The organism is Streptomyces sp. NPDC046887, from assembly GCF_040644755.1.
Lineage (GTDB): Bacteria > Actinomycetota > Actinomycetes > Streptomycetales > Streptomycetaceae > Streptomyces > Streptomyces lichenis.
Map to the genome: position 1 here is coordinate 19,149 of NZ_JBEYXH010000041.1, position 15,885 is coordinate 35,033.

Genomic DNA, 15,885 nt, shown 5'->3' on the forward strand with positions numbered 1-15,885 from the left:
AAACGGGCAACGGGGCCGCCGTGCTCGCGGTCGACGCGGGCAACAGCAAGTCGGATGTGGCCGTGGTGGGCGTGGACGGCACGGTGCTCGGGCGGGCCCGGGGCGGCGGGTTCCAGCCGCCGGTGGTGGGGGTCGGGGCGGCGCTGGACGTGCTGGCGGTGCCGGTCGCCGAGGCGCTGGAGCGGGCCCGGGCCGCGGGGATGGCGCCGGGCGGGGTGGAGCTGGTGTCGGCCTGTCTGGCCAACGCCGACTTCCCGGCCGAGGAGGAGGCGCTCGGCGCGGCGATCGCGGAGCGTGGCTGGGCGCGTACGGCGGTGGTACGCAATGACACCTTCGCGCTGCTGCGGGCCGGTGCCGAGGAACCGCGGGGGGTGGCGGTGGTGTGCGGGGCGGGCATCAACTGCGTCGGGATGCTGCCGGACGGCCGTACCGCCCGCTTCCCCGCGATCGGCCGCATCTCCGGTGACTGGGGCGGCGGTGTGGGGCTGGCCGAGGAGGCGATGTGGTGGGCGGCGCGGGCCGAGGACGGCCGCGGGGACCCCACGGAGCTGGCCCGGGCGCTGCCCGCGCACTTCGGGCTGGACTCGATGTACGGGCTGATCGAGGCCGTCCATCTGCGGCGGGTGCGCGCCGGCTGGCGGCATGAGCTGGCGCCGGTGCTGTTCGCGGTCGCGGCCGCCGGGGACGCGGTGGCGGCCGCCCTGGTGGAGCGGCTGGCCGGGGAGGTGGCGGCGATGGCGCTGGTCGCCCTGGAGCGGCTGGGCCTGCTGACCGAGGACGTCCCGGTGGTGCTGGGCGGCAGTGTGCTGGCGGCCGGGCACACCGCGCTGGACGAGCGGGTGGCCGCCCTGCTCGCCGCCCGCGCCCCGAGGGCGGTGCCCCGGGTGGTGACGGCGCCCCCGGTGCTGGGCGCGGCGCTGCTCGCCCTGGACGGGGTGGGCGCCCCGGAGGCGGCCCGGGCCCGGCTGCGTACCGGCATCCGGGCGGTTCCGGCGACGGCGTCCCCGGGCGTCAGACCTGGGTGACCTCGATGTTCCGGTCGGTGAACCGGGTCACCAGCTCCTCGGGGACCTCCCGGTCGGTGACGATCCGGGCGATGTCGGCGGTGGGGCAAACCTGGGCGAAGGCGCGGCGGCCGAGCTTGGTGGAGTCGGCGGCGACCACGACCCGTTCGGCTCGTTCGGCGATGGCCCGGTTCACCATGGCCTCGCCCTCGTCATGGCAGGCCGCCCCGAAGTCGGGGTGCACGGCGTTGACCCCGAGGATCACATAGTCCAGGGCCAGGTGCCGGAGGACGGCGTCGGCGAACGGCCCGGTGAGTTCATAGGAGTGAGAGCGGGCGACTCCGCCGATGACCACGGTCTTGATGTGCGGCCGGACGGCCAGCTCGTTGGCGATGTTGATGGCGTTGGTGACGATGGTCAGCGCCTCGCCGGGGCCGTGTTCGCTCAGGTCGGCGCGTACGGCCAGCTCCCGGGCCACCTCGCTGGTGGTGGTACCGCCGTTGAGGCCGACGATGGCGCCCGGCGGGATCGCCTCGGCCGCCGCCCGGGCGATCCGCTGCTTCTCGTCGGCGCGGCGGGAGGTCTTGTAGCGCAGCGGAAGGTCGTAGGAGATTGTGCCTCCGGCCACCGCGCCGCCCCGGGTGCGGGTCAGCAGCTGCTGGCGGGCCAGCTCGTCCATGTCCCGGCGCACCGTGGCCGGGGAGGCGTCGAGGCGGGCGGAGGCGTCGGTAACGGACAGGTGCCCTTCCTCGGCGAGCACCTCCAGCAGCCGGGTCCACCTCTCGTGCGCCTTCATGCTGTCCGTCCCCTTCGTGCCGACCGGTGCCGGCGTGTACCCGCGCGGACCGGCGACCGGCCGGAGCTGCGGGAAGGCCCGCGGTGGGCCCCTCCCGCACCATCTTGGCGCACACCGGCCGGCGGTCCACGCGGCGGGCGGACGTCCCCGGGCGCGCGGGGGCGGTCGCGGTCAGGCGGTGACGGCCGGTGCCGGGGATGCCGGGGAGACCTGGGACGCCTGGGCCACGGCCTGGGTGAGCCGGGCCGCGGCGGCCGCCATCGCGGTGCGCCCGGCGTCGAGGTAGCGGCGCGGGTCCACCGCGTCGGGGTGCCGGTCGAGATGGTCGCGTACGGCGGCGGTGAGCGCCACATTGAGCGCGGTGCCGATGTTGACCTTGGCGATTCCGCCGCGTACGGCGCGGCCGAGCTCGTCGTCGGGCACCCCGGAGGAGCCGTGCAGCACCAGCGGCACCGCCAGCGCGGCGCGCAACTCGCCCAGCAGCCCGTGGTCCAGGACCGCGTCCCGGGAGGTCATGGCGTGGGTGCTGCCGATGGCGACGGCCAGGGCGTCCACACCGGTCTCGGCGACGTACCGGACGGCCTCGGCGGGGTCGGTACGGGCGGCAGGGGCGTGCGCGTCCAGCGGCGGCTGCCCGTCCTTGCCGCCGACCTCGCCAAGCTCCGCCTCCAGCCAGAGGCCGTTGCGGTGCGCCCAGTCGGCGGCCCGGCGGGTGGCCTGGACATTGGCCGCGTACGGCAGCTGGGCCGCGTCGAACATGGCGGAGGAGAACCCGGCGTCGGCGGCCCGGTGCAGCAACTCCTCGTCCTTGACATGGTCGAGGTGGAGGGCGGCCTCCACCGCGGACTGCTCGGCGCAGTGCGCGGCGGCCGCGGCGAGCGGCTCGGGGCGGCCGCCGTGGTAGGCGGCGGCGTTCTCGCTGATCTGGAGGATCACCGGTCGGCCGGTGGCCCGTACGCCGTCGAGTACGGCCTCGATGTGTTCCAGGGTGATGACGTTGAACGCGACGACGGCCTCGCCGCGGGCGGCGGCGCGGTCGACGAGTGCGCGGGTGGTGGTCAGCGGCACGGTGCGGTCCTTGGCTTTCTGGGGCGCTTTTCTGGGGCCGGCGAGAGGCGGTGGCTGCTTCCGCAGGGCGGGTGCGGTCAGTCCTCGGCGAGCACGACCGAGCGGGTGAGGTTGCGCGGCTCGTCCGGGTCGAGGCCCAGGCTGGTGGCGAGGGCGGCGGCGAGGCGCTGTACGCGGACGAGTTCGGCGAGCGGGTCGAGGGTGCCGGCGATCCAGAGCGCGCCGGTGGCGGCCACGTCCTCGTCCAGCCCCTGCGGAGCGGGGCCGAGGGACCAGGTGGCGGTGGTGGGCGCGGCGATGCTGATCGGCCCGTGGCGGTACTCCATGGCCGGGTAGGACTCGGTCCAGGCGCGGGCGGCCTCCCGCATCTTCAGGGCGGCCTCATGGGCGAGGCCAACGGTCCAGCCCTGGCCGAGGAAGGTGAACTGGGCGCACTTCAGCAGGGCGGGGGCGAGGTCCTCGGCCAGCGCCCGGCGGGCGTCGGCCTCGATCCCGGCGGTGTGCAGGCCCAGGGTGGCGCGGAGGAAGGTGAGCGCGGTGGTGGCGAACCGGGTCTGCACCACGGAGCGTTCGTCGGCGAAGTCCAGCACCACGAGGTGGTTGGCGGCGGTGGCGACGGGGGTGTCCGGGTCGGCGGTGAGGGCGAGGGTGGGCACGGTGCCGCCGAGTCGCGCCAGCAGGGTGAGCACCTCGGTGGTGGTGCCGGAGCGGGTGAGGGCGACGACCCGGTCGTAGCGGCGCCCGGTGGGGAACTCGGAGGCGGGGAAGGCGTCGGTCTCGCCGAGGCCCGCGCCCTCGCGCAGCGCGGCGTACGCCTGGGCCATATAGAGCGAGGTGCCGCAGCCGGCGACGGCGACGCGCTCGCCCGGCCGGGGCAGACCGTCGGGCCGGGTGGCGGCGAGGGCGGCGGCCCGGTTCCAGCAGTGCGGCTGGCTGGCGATCTCGGCGTCGATGTGCGGCACGCCTGTCTCCTCTGCGATTGGTTGCTTCCATGTGATCCATGGCGGGAGGAACGAAGCGTAATCGCTCACCATGGCGGCAGCCACGGTCCGATCTGGATCGACCCTCCCGAGTACCTACCCCTCCCCCGCCCTGAACTTTCCAGCGGGCAGACGGTTTCGCGCCATTCACCCTTCTGAGCGTTTCTGCTCGTTTCAGCACCTTCTGAATCAACTATTGACACGAACTTGTCAGCTCCGACACAGTCATGCGCGCCAGCGGTCCTCCCCCACCACGTCTGGAGCGATTCGTGATACCTGAACTCCCGGCTGTCCAGCGGCGTTCGGTCCTGGGCGGTGCGCTCGCCGGAGGTGCGCTCGCCCTCGGTATGGCGGCCGCCGCCCCGGCGGCCGCCGCCTCCCCCACCGCCGCCACCGCGGCCGCGGCCCCGCGGCGCCGCCCCGGCCAGAAGTCCATGATCAATGTGGCGTACGCCCCGCACCGGACGGTCCGGGTCGCGGTGATCGGGCTGGGCAACCGGGGCGCCGGCATGGCCCCCGGCTGGGCCGCCGTCCCGGGCTGCCGGGTCACCGCCGTCTGCGACATCCGCGCCGACCGCGCCAAGCGGGTGGCCGACGCCCTGGTCACGGCCGGCCGGCCCCGCCCCGCCGAGTACGGCGGCTCCGCCGACGCGTACACCCGGATGCTGCGCCGGGACGACATCGACCTCGTCTACATCGCCACACCCTGGGAGTTCCACCACGCCCAGGGCCGCGCGTCGCTGCTCGCGGGCAAGCATGTCATCGTCGAACTGCCCATCGCCACCGAGCTGGACGAGCTGTGGGACCTGGTGGACACCTCCGAGCGCACCCGCCGCCATCTGATGCTCGCCGAGAACTGCAACTACGGGCGCAACGAGCTGGCGATGCTGAAGATGGCGCACGAGGGCGTGTTCGGCGAGGTCACCAACGGGCACGGCGGCTATCTGCACGACCTGCGCGAACTGCTGTTCTCCGACACCTACTACACCGACGCCTGGCGCCGCCGCTGGCACACCCGTTCCACCGCCTCGTTCTACGCGATGCACGGGCTGGCGCCGATCGCCGCGGCGATGGACATCAACCGGGGCGACCGGCTGACGACGCTCAGCGCGACCGCCACCGCGCCCAAGGGGCTCGCCGACTACCGCGAGCGGTTCGTGCCCAGGGGGCACCCCTCCTGGAACGAGACCTATGTCAACGGCGACCTGGTCACCTGCATGATCGAGACGGCCAACGGCCGGGTGATCCGCGCCGAGCACGACGTCAGCTCGCCCCGCCCGTACAGCCGGATCAACACCCTGGCCGGCAGCCGGGGCATCTTCGAGGACTACGCGGGGACCTCCCCGACCGGGGCCCGGGTGTACTTCGAGCCGGACCACTCGGGCCACTCCTGGCGGGACTTCGCCCCGTACCGCAAGGAGTTCGACCACTGGCTGTGGCGCAAGCTCGCCGAGGAGGCGGAGGGCGGCGGCCACGGCGGGATGGACTACGTCCTTCAGTGGCGCACCGTCCAGCTGATGCGCGCGGGCCTGGTGCCGGACATCGACGTGTACGACTCGGCCGCGTGGTGCGCGCCGGTGCCGCTGAGCGTCGAGTCCCTGGAGCGGAACGGCCGGCCGGTCGCGGTGCCCGACTTCACCCGGGGCTCCTGGGTGAACCTGCGGCCCGGGCTGGACTCCCGGGCCACCGAGATGCCCCCGGTCTGACCCCGTCCCCCCTGCCTTCCCGTACCGAGGAGTGAGTAGCCGATGTCGCTGTCGCCGATGTTCCCGCGTACGTCCCGAAGAGCCGTGGCCGCGCTGGCCATGGCGGTGGTGGCGCTGACCGCACCGGTCGGCGCCGCGACCGCGGCCCCGTCGGCCGCCGGTGCGGCGCACTCGCCCGCGCGGGCCGCCGAGCCCACCCGGGTGGCGGTCTCGGCCGTCGACCTGGACGGCCCGGCCGTCTCCGAGGTGGAGGTCACCGTCACCAACACCGGCCCGGACCGGATGCGCGGGCTCAAGGTCTCCTTCCGGGGCCCGGCCGGCTGGGCCGTCCAGCCCTCGGTGACAGCGGTGCCGGGAGCGGTGCGGCCGGGCGCCTCGGCCACCGCGGCCTTCCGGATCCACGTCCCGGAGCGCCGGCCCGGGTTCACCCTGCGGACCTTCACCGCCACCGCCACCTACCGGGGCGGCGACGGCCGGGGCAGCGCGACCGGCAGCCGGGTGGAGCGCTCCGGGCCGGTGCTGGCCCGGCTCTCCGACGCGTACGACAATGTGGGCGCCACCGACGAGGGAGACACCGCCCCCGGCGACTTCGACGGCGAGGGCAACAGCTTCTCGACGCAGAAGCTGGCCGCGGCGGGGCTGACGCCCGGAGCGCCGGTCACCGCGCTGGGCGCTTCGCTCACCTGGCCGGCCGCCGCACCCGGTGCGAGGAACAACGCCTCCGCCAAAGGGCAGGCCGTCCAACTGAGCGGCCAGGGGAAGCGGCTGGTGTTCCTGGGCTCCGGAGTGGGCCTGGGCGCCACCGGGACGGCCACGGTGATCTACACCGACGGCACCAGCACCAGCGGGGCCATCGGCTTCCCCAACTGGTCCTTCCAGGAGGCCACCGCGCACGGGGCGGCCCTGGTGGCGTCCACCGACGGACGCAACCGCCCCGACGGCTACGGCAACGCCGGGATCGCGTACCGCGTCTTCGCCCACTCCGTGGAGCTGGACCCGGCCAAGCGGGTCGAGCTGGTCGTCCTGCCCGCCAACGGCGCCGTCCGCCTCTTCGACCTGGCGATCGCCCCGTAGCGGCGCACCACCGCAGGCCCCGCCCCGCTGGTGGCATGATCCGGCTCACACCGCCCGGGTGTCACAGCCCGGCGGGGCGGGGCGTCCTGTGGGTGGACACGTCCGGGTCGAGGAGTCGGGAGGCGGCGGTCATGGACCAGGAAGCAGCGGGTGGCACGGCGGACGGGGGCGGCCGTGCGGACCCCGCCACCGAGGCGTTCGTCGCCCACCGCAGTCTGCTGTTCACGGTGGCCTACGAGATCCTGGGCTCGGCGGCCGACGCGGAGGACGTCCTGCAGGAGACCTGGCTGCGCTGGTCGGAGGTGGACTTCGCGGAGGTGCGCGAACCGCGCGCCTATCTGATCCGGATCACCACCCGCCAGGCCCTCACCCGGCTCCGTACCCTCGCCCGGCGCAAGGAGTCGTATGTGGGGCCGTGGCTGCCGGAGCCGCTGCTGACGGCGCCGGACGTGGCCGAGGACGTCGAGCTGGCCGAGAGCCTGTCGATGGCGATGCTGCTGGTCCTGGAGACCCTGCCGCCGACCGAGCGGGCGGTGTTCGTGCTGCGCGAGGTGTTCGCCCTCGGCTACGAGGAGATCGCCGAGGCCGTCGGCAAGAGCCCGGTGGCCGTCCGCCAGATCGCCCACCGGGCGCGCGGCCATGTCGCCGCGCGCCGGCCGCGCGCCGCCGTCTCCCCGGCAGAGACCCGGGCCGTGCTCGGGGCGTTCCGGCAGGCGGTGGAGACCGGCGACCTGCAAGGCCTGTTCGACATCCTGGCGCCGGACGTGGTGGCGCTGACCGACGGCGGCGGGCTCCGCCAGGCCGCGCTGCGCCCGCTGGTGGGGCCGGACAAGGTGGTCCGCTGGCTGGCCGGGGTGCTGCGCAAGACGGACGAGGAGGTGTCGCTGGAGCCGGCGCAGATCAACGGCTGCCCGGCGCTGATCGTCCGCCTCGACGGGGAGATCGACAGTGTGGTGGCGGTCCGGATCGAGGACGACCGGGTCACCGGGGTCTATGCGGTGCGCAACCCCGACAAGCTGTCACGGGTGGCACGGGAGACCCCCGTGGGCCGCTGACGACCGGGGTCACCGGGTCGGCCCGCCCTGCTGCTCCTCGGCGTGGCGGGCCAGCCCCTCCGCCATGCCCCGCATGAATGTCCGCAGGTAGCGCGGCAGGAAGAGGCCCGTCAGCCGGCCCGTCCGGTACGTGCCGTACCAGTGGATAACCGTGCCGGAGCCCGGGGCCGGCGTCAGCTCGATACGCGCGCGGTAGTCGCGCATCGACGGGTTGAAGGCGTCCTCGTAGGCCAGGAGGCGTGGCTCGACCTTCTCCGTCAGCCGCTCCCCCGTCACGGTGCGTCCCGTCCGGAAGGCCCGCACGGCACCGACGCCGTCGTCACCGCCCGGGTCCAGGCCGACCGACCGGGCCGCGTCCAGGCTGTCCACCCTGGACCACAGTGGCCAGCTCGCGGCGTCGACCAGCAGTCTCCAGACGGTCTCCGGCGAGGCGGTGGTGGTCACGGTGATGTCGTAGGTGTGCACGATGGCGGGCTCTCTTTCGGGTGGGCAGGAAGGCGGCGTCCTCGCCCAGGGAGACGCGCTCCGGGCGGCAGCGGTCACCCATCGCTCCGGTGGCGCGGTCACCCCTTGAGGAAACGCAGCAGTTCGGCGGTGACGAACCGGGGGTTCTCCTCGACCAGCCAGTGCCCGGCGTTCGGTACGTCCACCGCCCGCTCGATACGGGGCATCCGCGGGGCCGCGGTGGACCGGATGGCGTCAAGTTGCCCCTGAGCGGTCATCAGCAGGACCGGATCCCGGACCGGTGCCGCCGCCACGGTGTCCCGGACGTCCTGGTCGAGCGCGCGGTAGAGCGCGAAGCCGCCCGCCAGGGCCGCGGGCCGGCGGTAGGTACGGGCGTACTCGTCGATCTCGGCGCCGGTGAACGGGGAGCGGTCGGAGGTGCCGCCGAACGCCGTGCCGCGGAAGGCGACCTGGGGGTAGAACAGCGCCAGATACGCGCGGACGTCGTCGCCGACGACCGCCTCGGGGATCCGCCGCTGGGAGTGGAAGGCGATATGCCAGCTCAGTGCGCGGTAGGTGGGTGCGTCGATCGCGGGCCCGGGCAGTGGCAGGTCGAGGTAGCCGAGGCGGGCGGTGTCGCCGGGGAACCGGCTGGCGTACTGGAAGGCCACCGCGGCGCCGAAGTCGTGCCCGATGACGGCGGCCTCGTCCACCCCGAGGCGCTCGGCGACCAGCGTGTGGACGTACCGCGCCAGCGTGGCCTTGTCGTAGCCGGTCGGTGTGCCGGTGCTGTCCCCCAGTCCGGGGAGGTCGACGGCATAGACCGTGTGATGCTCGGCGAGTTCCGGCATGATCGGCCACCAGCCGTACCAGGTCTGCGGCCAGCCGTGGATCAGCACCACGGGCGGGCCGCTGCCGCCGGTCACATAGTGCATTCGGACGCCGTCCACCTCGGCGAACTCGTGCCGAAAGGTCGTGGCGAACCGGGGGTCGTCATGGGTGGCGGCGGCGTGGGCGGGCACCTCGTCGCCCGCCGGCGGCGGGGAGCAGGCCGCGCCGGCGAGCATCAGCAGCAGGGCGAGCACCAGGGCCGCCGCCGGGTGCGCGGAGTGCGGCAGGCGGCGCGGCGACGGCCGTGCCGCGGTGGGCAGATGGGTCGGTGGGCTCATCGGGGCTCCTTGTCTCGGACGCGCCCAGCCTTGCCGCCTCCGCCACACGTCGGCACGGCAACTTGCCGAACCGGCAAAGCGGTCCCGGGCCGGTGCCGCCTCGGCGGCATCGGGGCGAGGAGGTCACCGGGAACACGGACCGGCGGGGCCGCGGGGTGGGCACGTGCGGTCCGGGGGCCCATGGCGGATGATGAAGGGCGGCGGCACGGGCGAGGGTCCGCCGCGGTCCGGCTCGCCTTCGGAGAAGACTTGAGGATTCCGCGCGGCTGACGTGGCGAGGAGACACCGTTGAAGATGCTGATCAACGTTCCGGAGACCGTGGTCGCCGACGCCCTGCGGGGGATCGCGGCCGCCCATCCCGAGCTGACCGTCGATGTGGAGAACCGGCTGGTGGTCCGGCGGGACGCGCCGGTGGAGGGGCGGGTGGCGCTGGTGTCGGGCGGGGGCAGCGGGCACGAGCCGCTGCACTCCGGGTTCGTCGGGCCGGGGATGCTGGCGGCGGCCTGCCCGGGCGAGGTCTTCACCAGCCCGGTGCCGGACCAGATGGTCCGGGCCGCAGCGGCCGTGGACAGCGGGCGGGGCGTGCTGTTCGTGGTGAAGAACTACACGGGCGACGTGCTCAACTTCGACATGGCGGCCGAGCTGGCCGAGGACGAGGGCATCCAGGTCGCCAAGGTGCTGGTGGACGACGATGTGGCCGTCCGCGACAGCCTCTACACCGCGGGGCGGCGCGGCACCGGGGCGACGCTGTTCGTGGAGAAGATCGCCGGGGCGGCGGCCGAGGAGGGGGCGCCGCTGGAGCGGGTGGAGGCGATCGGGCGGCAGGTCAACGCGAGCTCGCGCAGCTTCGGGGTGGCGCTGAGCTCGGTGACCACCCCGGCCAAGGGCAGCCCCTCGTTCGACCTGCCGACCGGGGAGCTGGAGCTGGGCATCGGCATCCACGGCGAGCCGGGCCGGGAGCGCCGCCCGATGATGACCTCCGGGGAGATCGCGGACCTCGCGGTGGAGGCGGTGCTGGAGGACCTGCCACCGGGCGGACCGGTGCTGGTGCTGGTCAACGGGATGGGCGCCACCCCGCTGCTGGAGTTGTACGGGTTCACCGCCGAGGTGCACCGGGTGCTGGGCGAGCGCGGGGTGCCGGTGGCCCGCACGCTGACCGGCAACTACGTCACCTCGCTGGACATGGCGGGCTGCTCGGTGACGCTGTGCCGGGCCGACGAGGAGCTGCTGCGGCTGTGGGACGCGCCGGTGTCCACCCCGGCGCTGCGGTGGGGACGGTGAGCGCGGTGCTGGACACGGACGCCTTCCGGCGGTGGATGGCGGCCGCCGCGGCGGCGGTGGAGCGGGAGGCCGGGCAGCTCACGGAGCTGGACGCGGCGATCGGGGACGCCGACCACGGGGCGAACCTCCAGCGGGGGTTCACCGCAGTGGCGGCGGAGCTGGCGAAGGACGCCCCCGAGTCGCCGGGTGCGGTGCTGACGCTGGCCGGGCGGCAGCTGATCTCCACGGTGGGCGGGGCCTCGGGTCCGCTGTACGGCACGCTGCTGCGCCGCACCGGCAAGGCGCTCGGGGAAGCGGCGGAGGTCGGTCCCGGGCAGCTGGCGGAGGCGCTGGGCGCGGGGGTCGCGGCGGTCGGGCAGCTCGGCGGGGCGAAGGCCGGGGACAAGACGATGCTGGACGCCCTGGAGCCGGCGGTCGCCGCGCTGGCCCAGGCGGCGGACGGGCCGGGGGCGTACGCGGCGGCCGCCGAGGCGGCGGCGCGGGGCGCGGCGGAGACCGTGCCGATGCGGGCGCGCAAGGGCCGGGCCAGCTATCTCGGTGAGCGCAGCGAGGGCCATCAGGACCCGGGGGCGACCTCGGCGGCGCTGCTGCTGGCCGCGCTGGCGGAGGCGGCCGGTGAAGCGGACCAGGGAGAGGGGCGACGGGGATGAGCGGCGGGGTCGAGGGACGGGTCGGCATCGTGCTGGTGTCGCACAGCGCCGAGGTCGCGGGGTCGGTCGCGGATCTGGCGCGCGGGCTGGCGGGCGGGGCGGGCACCCCGCTGGCGCCCGCGGGTGGGCTGCCGGGCGGCGGGTTCGGCACCAGTACGGAGCTGATCGCGGCGGCGGCCGTCTCGGTGGACGGCGGGGCGGGGGTGGCCGTGCTGGCCGACCTCGGCAGCGCGGTGCTCACGGTCAAGGCCCTGCTGGCCGACGACGAACTCCCCGACGGCACGCGGCTGGTGGACGCGCCGTTCGTGGAGGGGGCGGTGGCGGCGGTGGTCACGGCGGCGGCCGGCGGCGACCTGGACGCGGTGGAGGCGGCGGCCGCGGAGGCGTACGGCTACCGGAAGAAGTGACCCCCATGGGTGGCCCTCCGCCACCCCGGCGGGATGGCGGAAGCACCGGTACGCGGGTTGTGATGTACCTGGTCAACGCACTAGGGTCACACCGCCTTGGTGTACGGGAAATCCGGTGCGGTACCGGTGCGGCCCTCGCCACTGTGATCGGGAAGTCCGGCTCCACCCTCGGGGGAACCCCTCCGGGAAGCCACTGGACCGCCGCGGGAGACCGCCACGTCCGGGAAGGCGGAGCCGAGGCGGCATGACCCGTCAGCCAGGAGACCGGCCAGGGCGCGTTGTCCATCCACGAGGTGCTGGAGAGGGTCTCCCGACCATGCATATAGCCGAGGGGTATCTGCCCCCCGCGCACGCGGCTGCCTGGGCCGTCGCGTCCGCTCCGTTTGTCGTGCACGGAGTGCGCGCCCTGACCCGCGAGGTCCGGAGCAACCCGGAGTCGACGCTCCTGCTGGGTGCGTCCGGGGCGTTCACCTTCGTGCTGTCCGCCCTCAAGATACCGTCGGTGACGGGCAGTTGCTCCCATCCGACCGGTACGGGGCTGGGCGCCATCCTGTTCCGGCCACCGATCATGGCGGTGCTCGGCACCATCACCCTGCTGTTCCAGGCGCTGCTGCTGGCACACGGCGGGCTGACCACGCTCGGCGCCAACGTCTTCTCGATGGCGATCGTCGGACCGTGGGCCGGGTTCGGCACCTACTGGCTGCTGCGCCGCTTCGGGGCGCCGCTGATGGTGGCGGTCTTCTTCGGCGCGTTCGTCGCCGACCTGTCCACCTACTGCGTCACCAGCGTGCAGCTGGCGCTCGCCTTCCCCGACCCGGGCACCGGCTTCGCCGGGGCACTGGCCAAGTTCGGCTCCATCTTCGCGCTCACCCAGATCCCGCTGGCGGTCAGCGAGGGCCTGCTCACCGTGCTGGTGATGCGGCTGCTGACGCAGTCCAGCAAGGGCGAACTGCTGCGGCTCGGTGTGCTGTCGAAGGTGACCGGCAAGGGCGCGGGCAAGGCCGGCGCCTCGGGTGAGGAGAAGGAGGCGGCCGCGCGATGAGCCGCAACGCGAAGATCAACACCCTGCTGCTGCTGGTGGTGGCGGCGCTCGCCGTGCTCCCGCTGGCGCTGGGCCTCGGGGACCACAAGGAGGAGCCGTTCGCCGGCGCCGACGCGCAGGCCGAGACGGCGATCACCGAGCTGAAGCCGGACTACGAGCCCTGGTTCAGCCCGCTGTACGAGCCGCCGTCGGGCGAGGTCGAGTCGGCGCTGTTCGCGCTCCAGGCGGCGCTGGGCGCGGGTGTCCTGGCGTACTACTTCGGGCTGCGCCGCGGCCGCCGCCAGGGCGAGGCGCGGGCGCTCGCCGCCGAGGGCACCGGGGGTGCGGCGGCCGCCGCCGACCCGGGCCCGGGTGCGGCCCGGGACACCGGGGCTGCCGGGTAACCGGGTGCTGCCGATCGACGCGGCGGCGCACGCCGGCCGCTGGCGCCGCCGCCACCCGGTGGAGAAGGCGGTTCTGGGCTTCGGTCTGACGCTCAGCGCGGTGTGCCTGCCGGCCTGGCCGGGGGCCCCGCTGGTCGGCGCCGCGACCCTGGCGGTGCTGCTCGGCCCGGCCGGGGTGGCGCCCCGGCTGCTGTGGCGGGCGTTCCGCCTCCCGCTGGGCTTCTGTGTGACGGGCGCGATCCCGCTGCTGTTCCAGGTGGGCGGCGGCGCCGGAGCGGTGTCGCTCGCCCCGGACGGCCCGCTGCACGCCGGGCAGCTGCTGCTGCGCACCTCGGCGGCGTCCCTGGGGGTGCTGCTGTTCGCGTTCACCACGCCCGTGTCGGATGTGCTGCCGCGGTTGGTACGGGCCGGGGTGCCGGCGCCGGTCGTGGACGTGGCCCTGGTGATGTACCGGATCGGCTTCCTGCTGCTGGACACGGTGGCCAAGGTGCGCCAGGCGCAGGCGGCCCGGCTGGGGCAGGCGAGCCGGGCCGCGGCCTGGCGGTCGCTGGCCGGACTCGGCGCCATCGCCTTCGTCCGCTCCTTCGACCGGGCGGCGCGGCTCCAGGAGGGGCTGGCCGGCCGGGGGTACGACGGCACCCTGCGGGTCCTGGTGCCCGAGGCGGCCCTCTCCCGGCGCTTCCTGGCCGCCACGGCCGCGCTGCTGGCCGCCCTGGTGACCGCCACTCTCGTACTGAAAGGTCTTCTGTCATGACGTCCGTCGCGGGCGGGCTGCCCGTCGTGGAGCTGGTGGGCGCCGGGTACGCCTACGACGAGGGGCCCGCGGTGCTCGGCGGGGTGGACTTCGCGGTCGCCGAGGGCCGGGCGGTGGCGCTGCTGGGCCGCAACGGCAGCGGGAAGACCACCATGCTGCGGCTGCTCAGCGGCGGGCTGCGCCCGGACCGGGGGCTGCTGCGGCTGGCCGGCGAGGAGGTGGCGTACGACCGGGCCGGGCTGGTGCGGCTGCGCACCACGGTGCAGCTGGTGGTGCAGGACCCGGACGACCAGCTGTTCGCCGCCTCGGTCGCCCAGGACGTCTCCTTCGGGCCGATGAACCTGGGGCTGGCCGAGTCCGAGGTACGCGGCCGGGTGGCCGAGGCCCTGGAGGCGCTGGACATCACGGCGCTCGCGGACCGGCCCACCCATCTGCTCTCCTACGGGCAGCGCAAGCGCGCGGCGATCGCCGGCGCGGTGGCCATGCGGCCCCGGGTGCTGATCCTGGACGAGCCGACGGCCGGGCTCGACCCGCACGGCCAGGAGCGGCTGCTGGCGACCCTGGACCGGCTGCGCGCCTCGGGCACCACGGTGCTGATGGCCACCCACGATGTGGACCTGGCGCTGCGCTGGGCGGACGAGGCGGCGGTGCTCACCCCGGCGGGGCCGCGCACCGGACCGGTGGCGGAGCTGCTCGGCGACCGGGAGCTGCTGGCCGCCGCGGGGCTGCGGCGGCCCTGGGGCATGGCGGTGGCGGCGGTGCTGCGCGAGCGCGGACTGCTGGCCGAGGGCACCGCCGGGCCGCGTACCCCGGAGGAGCTGGAGGAGTGGGCGGCGGCGGCCGTACGGGACTCCTGAGTCCGCCCTCCGGCTGCGGGGGCGGGCCGGGGGCCGGGGGCGGCGGTCGGTAGAGTCGGCGGGCGGCGGCCGGGAGGGCCGCGGGGGCCGCGGCCGGTTGCCGGGGGCGCGGCCGGACGGGCGGGTACGGGGACGGGGGCACGGTGCGTCGCTGGGTGAAGGCCGTGGTGGCCGGGGCGGTGGTGCTGGGGGTGGCCGGTTATGTCGCCGAGCCGTACGCCCGTGACTGGATGCTGGTCCGCGAGGCCTGCGACGGCGCGCTGGACCCGGACGCGATGGACCGCCTGGTGCCCGACGGCCGGCGGCTGCTGGAGGAGAAGTCCTCCCCCGGGGACGACCTGGGCTCGTACTCCTGTCTGCTGACGATGGCGGACGAGAGCGGGGAGCGGGACCGCACCGCCGTGTTCATGGAGGCGTACACCCGGCGGGACGACCGCGACCGGGAGCTGAGGGGCGAGTTCTCCGAGTACGGGCACGGGTCGCGGGACCCGCTGCCCGGTGGGCTGCCCGGTTTCGTGGACGAGAACGGCCGGGTCGTGCTGCTGATGCGCTGCCCCGACCTGGACCGGGACGACGCGGGGCGGCCGGGCCGGCTGCTGGTGCGGACCACGCTGGGCCGCGAACTGCTCACCGGAGTCCCCGGGGCGGGCCTGCGGACCGCCGTCGGGCTCGCCGACGCCGCCTCGCGCCGACTGGGCTGCGGCGCCGACCCGCTGCCCGAACCGCCGGCCGACGCGTTGCCGGGCGACCGGGACGACGACCCGGACGAGGAGCCGGAGCCCGTCCCGGGCACCGTGTGCGACCGGGCCGTGAAGGCCGCACCGGCCGGGGGCGGCTGGCGGCCCTCCGGGGGCGGCTCGGACACCGCGCCCGCGGTGCACTGCGCCCTGTCCCGCGTCGGGGACGACCCGGCGGACCAGGTGCGGGTGGAGGTGGACGCCTACTACGGCGACTGGGGCAACCGGCTGCTGCACGAGCGCGGGAAGCGCAAGAGCATGACCGCCACCGCCCGCTGCGACGGGGAGGCCGCCAACTTCGCGTTGACCGCTCACGCCCCGCTGGGCGTGCCGAAGCCCGGCGAGGAGGAGCAGCGGCGGCTGCTCACCGCGTTCGCGAAGGACCAGGCCGACCGGCACGGCTGCTCGGACCCGCGGTTCACCTTCCGGGGCGGACGCTGAGCGGACGGGTCCCTGGGGGCGAGTCCCCGGAGGGCCA

Annotated in this window: 17 protein-coding genes and 1 riboswitch; of the genes, 12 read left to right on the forward strand and 5 right to left on the reverse strand. The window is 75.1% G+C overall.

Going from position 1 to position 15,885, the window contains the following annotated elements:
- Positions 1-20: 20 nt before the first annotated feature.
- A complete protein-coding gene (locus ABZ945_RS28150; RefSeq protein ID WP_361275010.1) occupies positions 21-1,025 on the forward strand; it encodes a BadF/BadG/BcrA/BcrD ATPase family protein in 1,005 nt (334 codons plus the stop codon).
- Here ABZ945_RS28150 and ABZ945_RS28155 read toward each other — a convergent pair.
- From ABZ945_RS28155 to ABZ945_RS28165, 3 genes are all read right to left on the reverse strand, one after another.
- The gene (locus tag ABZ945_RS28155; protein ID WP_361275013.1) at positions 1,012-1,800 is read right to left on the reverse strand and encodes a DeoR/GlpR family DNA-binding transcription regulator; all 789 of its coding nucleotides are present in this window, start codon (positions 1,798-1,800) and stop codon (positions 1,012-1,014) included. The two genes, ABZ945_RS28150 and ABZ945_RS28155, sit on opposite strands and share 14 nt — an antisense overlap.
- Positions 1,801-1,971: 171 nt before the next feature.
- A complete protein-coding gene (locus ABZ945_RS28160; protein ID WP_361275015.1) occupies positions 1,972-2,868 on the reverse strand; it encodes a class II fructose-bisphosphate aldolase in 897 nt (298 codons plus the stop codon).
- 77 nt (positions 2,869-2,945) lie between these two features.
- The gene (locus ABZ945_RS28165) at positions 2,946-3,830 is read right to left on the reverse strand and encodes a sugar isomerase (protein WP_361275018.1); all 885 of its coding nucleotides are present in this window, start codon (positions 3,828-3,830) and stop codon (positions 2,946-2,948) included.
- Between the two features lie 290 nt (positions 3,831-4,120).
- Between ABZ945_RS28165 and ABZ945_RS28170 the strand changes: the two genes are divergently transcribed.
- The 3 genes from ABZ945_RS28170 (at position 4,121) to ABZ945_RS28180 (ending at position 7,683) form a co-directional block, all read left to right on the forward strand.
- On the forward strand, positions 4,121-5,554 hold the full coding sequence (locus ABZ945_RS28170) for a Gfo/Idh/MocA family oxidoreductase (protein WP_361275129.1): 1,434 nt from the start codon (positions 4,121-4,123) through the stop codon (positions 5,552-5,554).
- A 42-nt stretch (positions 5,555-5,596) separates the two neighbouring features.
- Entirely contained in the window at positions 5,597-6,628 is a 1,032-nt protein-coding gene (locus ABZ945_RS28175) for an NEW3 domain-containing protein (RefSeq protein ID WP_361275020.1), read from the forward strand.
- 131 nt (positions 6,629-6,759) lie between these two features.
- Positions 6,760-7,683, forward strand: coding sequence for an RNA polymerase sigma-70 factor (locus tag ABZ945_RS28180; RefSeq protein WP_361275023.1), 924 nt, complete (start codon positions 6,760-6,762; stop codon positions 7,681-7,683).
- Between the two features lie 9 nt (positions 7,684-7,692).
- Here ABZ945_RS28180 and ABZ945_RS28185 read toward each other — a convergent pair whose 3' ends face one another.
- Complete coding sequence (locus tag ABZ945_RS28185; protein WP_361275026.1) at positions 7,693-8,148, reverse strand: SRPBCC family protein; 456 nt, start codon at positions 8,146-8,148, stop codon at positions 7,693-7,695.
- Between the two features lie 98 nt (positions 8,149-8,246).
- Positions 8,247-9,296, reverse strand: coding sequence for an alpha/beta hydrolase (locus tag ABZ945_RS28190; RefSeq protein ID WP_361275029.1), 1,050 nt, complete (start codon positions 9,294-9,296; stop codon positions 8,247-8,249).
- Between the two features lie 288 nt (positions 9,297-9,584).
- Here ABZ945_RS28190 and dhaK point away from each other — a divergent pair, with 288 nt between their 5' ends.
- The 8 genes from dhaK (at position 9,585) to ABZ945_RS28230 (ending at position 15,848) form a co-directional block, all read left to right on the forward strand.
- The gene (dhaK, locus tag ABZ945_RS28195) at positions 9,585-10,577 is read left to right on the forward strand and encodes a dihydroxyacetone kinase subunit DhaK (protein WP_361275032.1); all 993 of its coding nucleotides are present in this window, start codon (positions 9,585-9,587) and stop codon (positions 10,575-10,577) included.
- A gap of 5 nt (positions 10,578-10,582) precedes the next feature.
- Positions 10,583-11,227 (forward strand): dihydroxyacetone kinase subunit DhaL, encoded by a 645-nt coding sequence (gene dhaL / locus ABZ945_RS28200; RefSeq protein WP_361275131.1) that lies wholly within the window; start codon positions 10,583-10,585, stop codon positions 11,225-11,227.
- Positions 11,224-11,634 (forward strand): PTS fructose transporter subunit IIA, encoded by a 411-nt coding sequence (locus ABZ945_RS28205; RefSeq protein ID WP_361275034.1) that lies wholly within the window; start codon positions 11,224-11,226, stop codon positions 11,632-11,634. Before dhaL ends, ABZ945_RS28205 begins: the two co-directional genes overlap by 4 nt.
- 52 nt (positions 11,635-11,686) lie before the next feature.
- Positions 11,687-11,922, forward strand: a riboswitch (cobalamin riboswitch).
- Between the two features lie 28 nt (positions 11,923-11,950).
- Positions 11,951-12,676 (forward strand): energy-coupling factor ABC transporter permease, encoded by a 726-nt coding sequence (locus ABZ945_RS28210; RefSeq protein WP_361275037.1) that lies wholly within the window; start codon positions 11,951-11,953, stop codon positions 12,674-12,676.
- Positions 12,673-13,059 carry an energy-coupling factor ABC transporter substrate-binding protein gene (locus ABZ945_RS28215; RefSeq protein WP_361275040.1) on the forward strand — a complete coding sequence of 129 codons (387 nt, stop codon included), beginning with the start codon at positions 12,673-12,675 and terminating at the stop codon, positions 13,057-13,059. Before ABZ945_RS28210 ends, ABZ945_RS28215 begins: the two co-directional genes overlap by 4 nt.
- A 4-nt stretch (positions 13,060-13,063) precedes the next feature.
- Positions 13,064-13,813 (forward strand): cobalt ECF transporter T component CbiQ, encoded by a 750-nt coding sequence (gene cbiQ / locus ABZ945_RS28220; RefSeq protein WP_361275042.1) that lies wholly within the window; start codon positions 13,064-13,066, stop codon positions 13,811-13,813.
- Positions 13,810-14,670, forward strand: coding sequence for an ATP-binding cassette domain-containing protein (locus ABZ945_RS28225; protein WP_361275044.1), 861 nt, complete (start codon positions 13,810-13,812; stop codon positions 14,668-14,670). The genes cbiQ and ABZ945_RS28225 overlap by 4 nt, the downstream gene beginning before the upstream one ends.
- Before the next feature lie 143 nt (positions 14,671-14,813).
- Entirely contained in the window at positions 14,814-15,848 is a 1,035-nt protein-coding gene (locus ABZ945_RS28230; protein ID WP_361275047.1) for a hypothetical protein, read from the forward strand.
- Positions 15,849-15,885 lie beyond the last annotated feature (37 nt).

Bases quoted from the DNA above. Each gene is read 5' to 3' on its own strand.
- ABZ945_RS28155 (WP_361275013.1), bottom strand. From the start codon at position 1,800: ATGAAGGCGCACGAGAGGTGGACCCGGCTGCTGGAGGTGCTCGCCGAG.
- ABZ945_RS28175 (WP_361275020.1), top strand. From the start codon at position 5,597: ATGTCGCTGTCGCCGATGTTCCCGCGTACGTCCCGAAGAGCCGTGGCC.
- ABZ945_RS28180 (WP_361275023.1), top strand. From the start codon at position 6,760: ATGGACCAGGAAGCAGCGGGTGGCACGGCGGACGGGGGCGGCCGTGCG.
- ABZ945_RS28190 (WP_361275029.1), bottom strand. From the start codon at position 9,296: ATGAGCCCACCGACCCATCTGCCCACCGCGGCACGGCCGTCGCCGCGC.
- ABZ945_RS28205 (WP_361275034.1), top strand. From the start codon at position 11,224: ATGAGCGGCGGGGTCGAGGGACGGGTCGGCATCGTGCTGGTGTCGCAC.
- ABZ945_RS28210 (WP_361275037.1), top strand. From the start codon at position 11,951: ATGCATATAGCCGAGGGGTATCTGCCCCCCGCGCACGCGGCTGCCTGG.
- ABZ945_RS28215 (WP_361275040.1), top strand. From the start codon at position 12,673: ATGAGCCGCAACGCGAAGATCAACACCCTGCTGCTGCTGGTGGTGGCG.
- ABZ945_RS28225 (WP_361275044.1), top strand. From the start codon at position 13,810: ATGACGTCCGTCGCGGGCGGGCTGCCCGTCGTGGAGCTGGTGGGCGCC.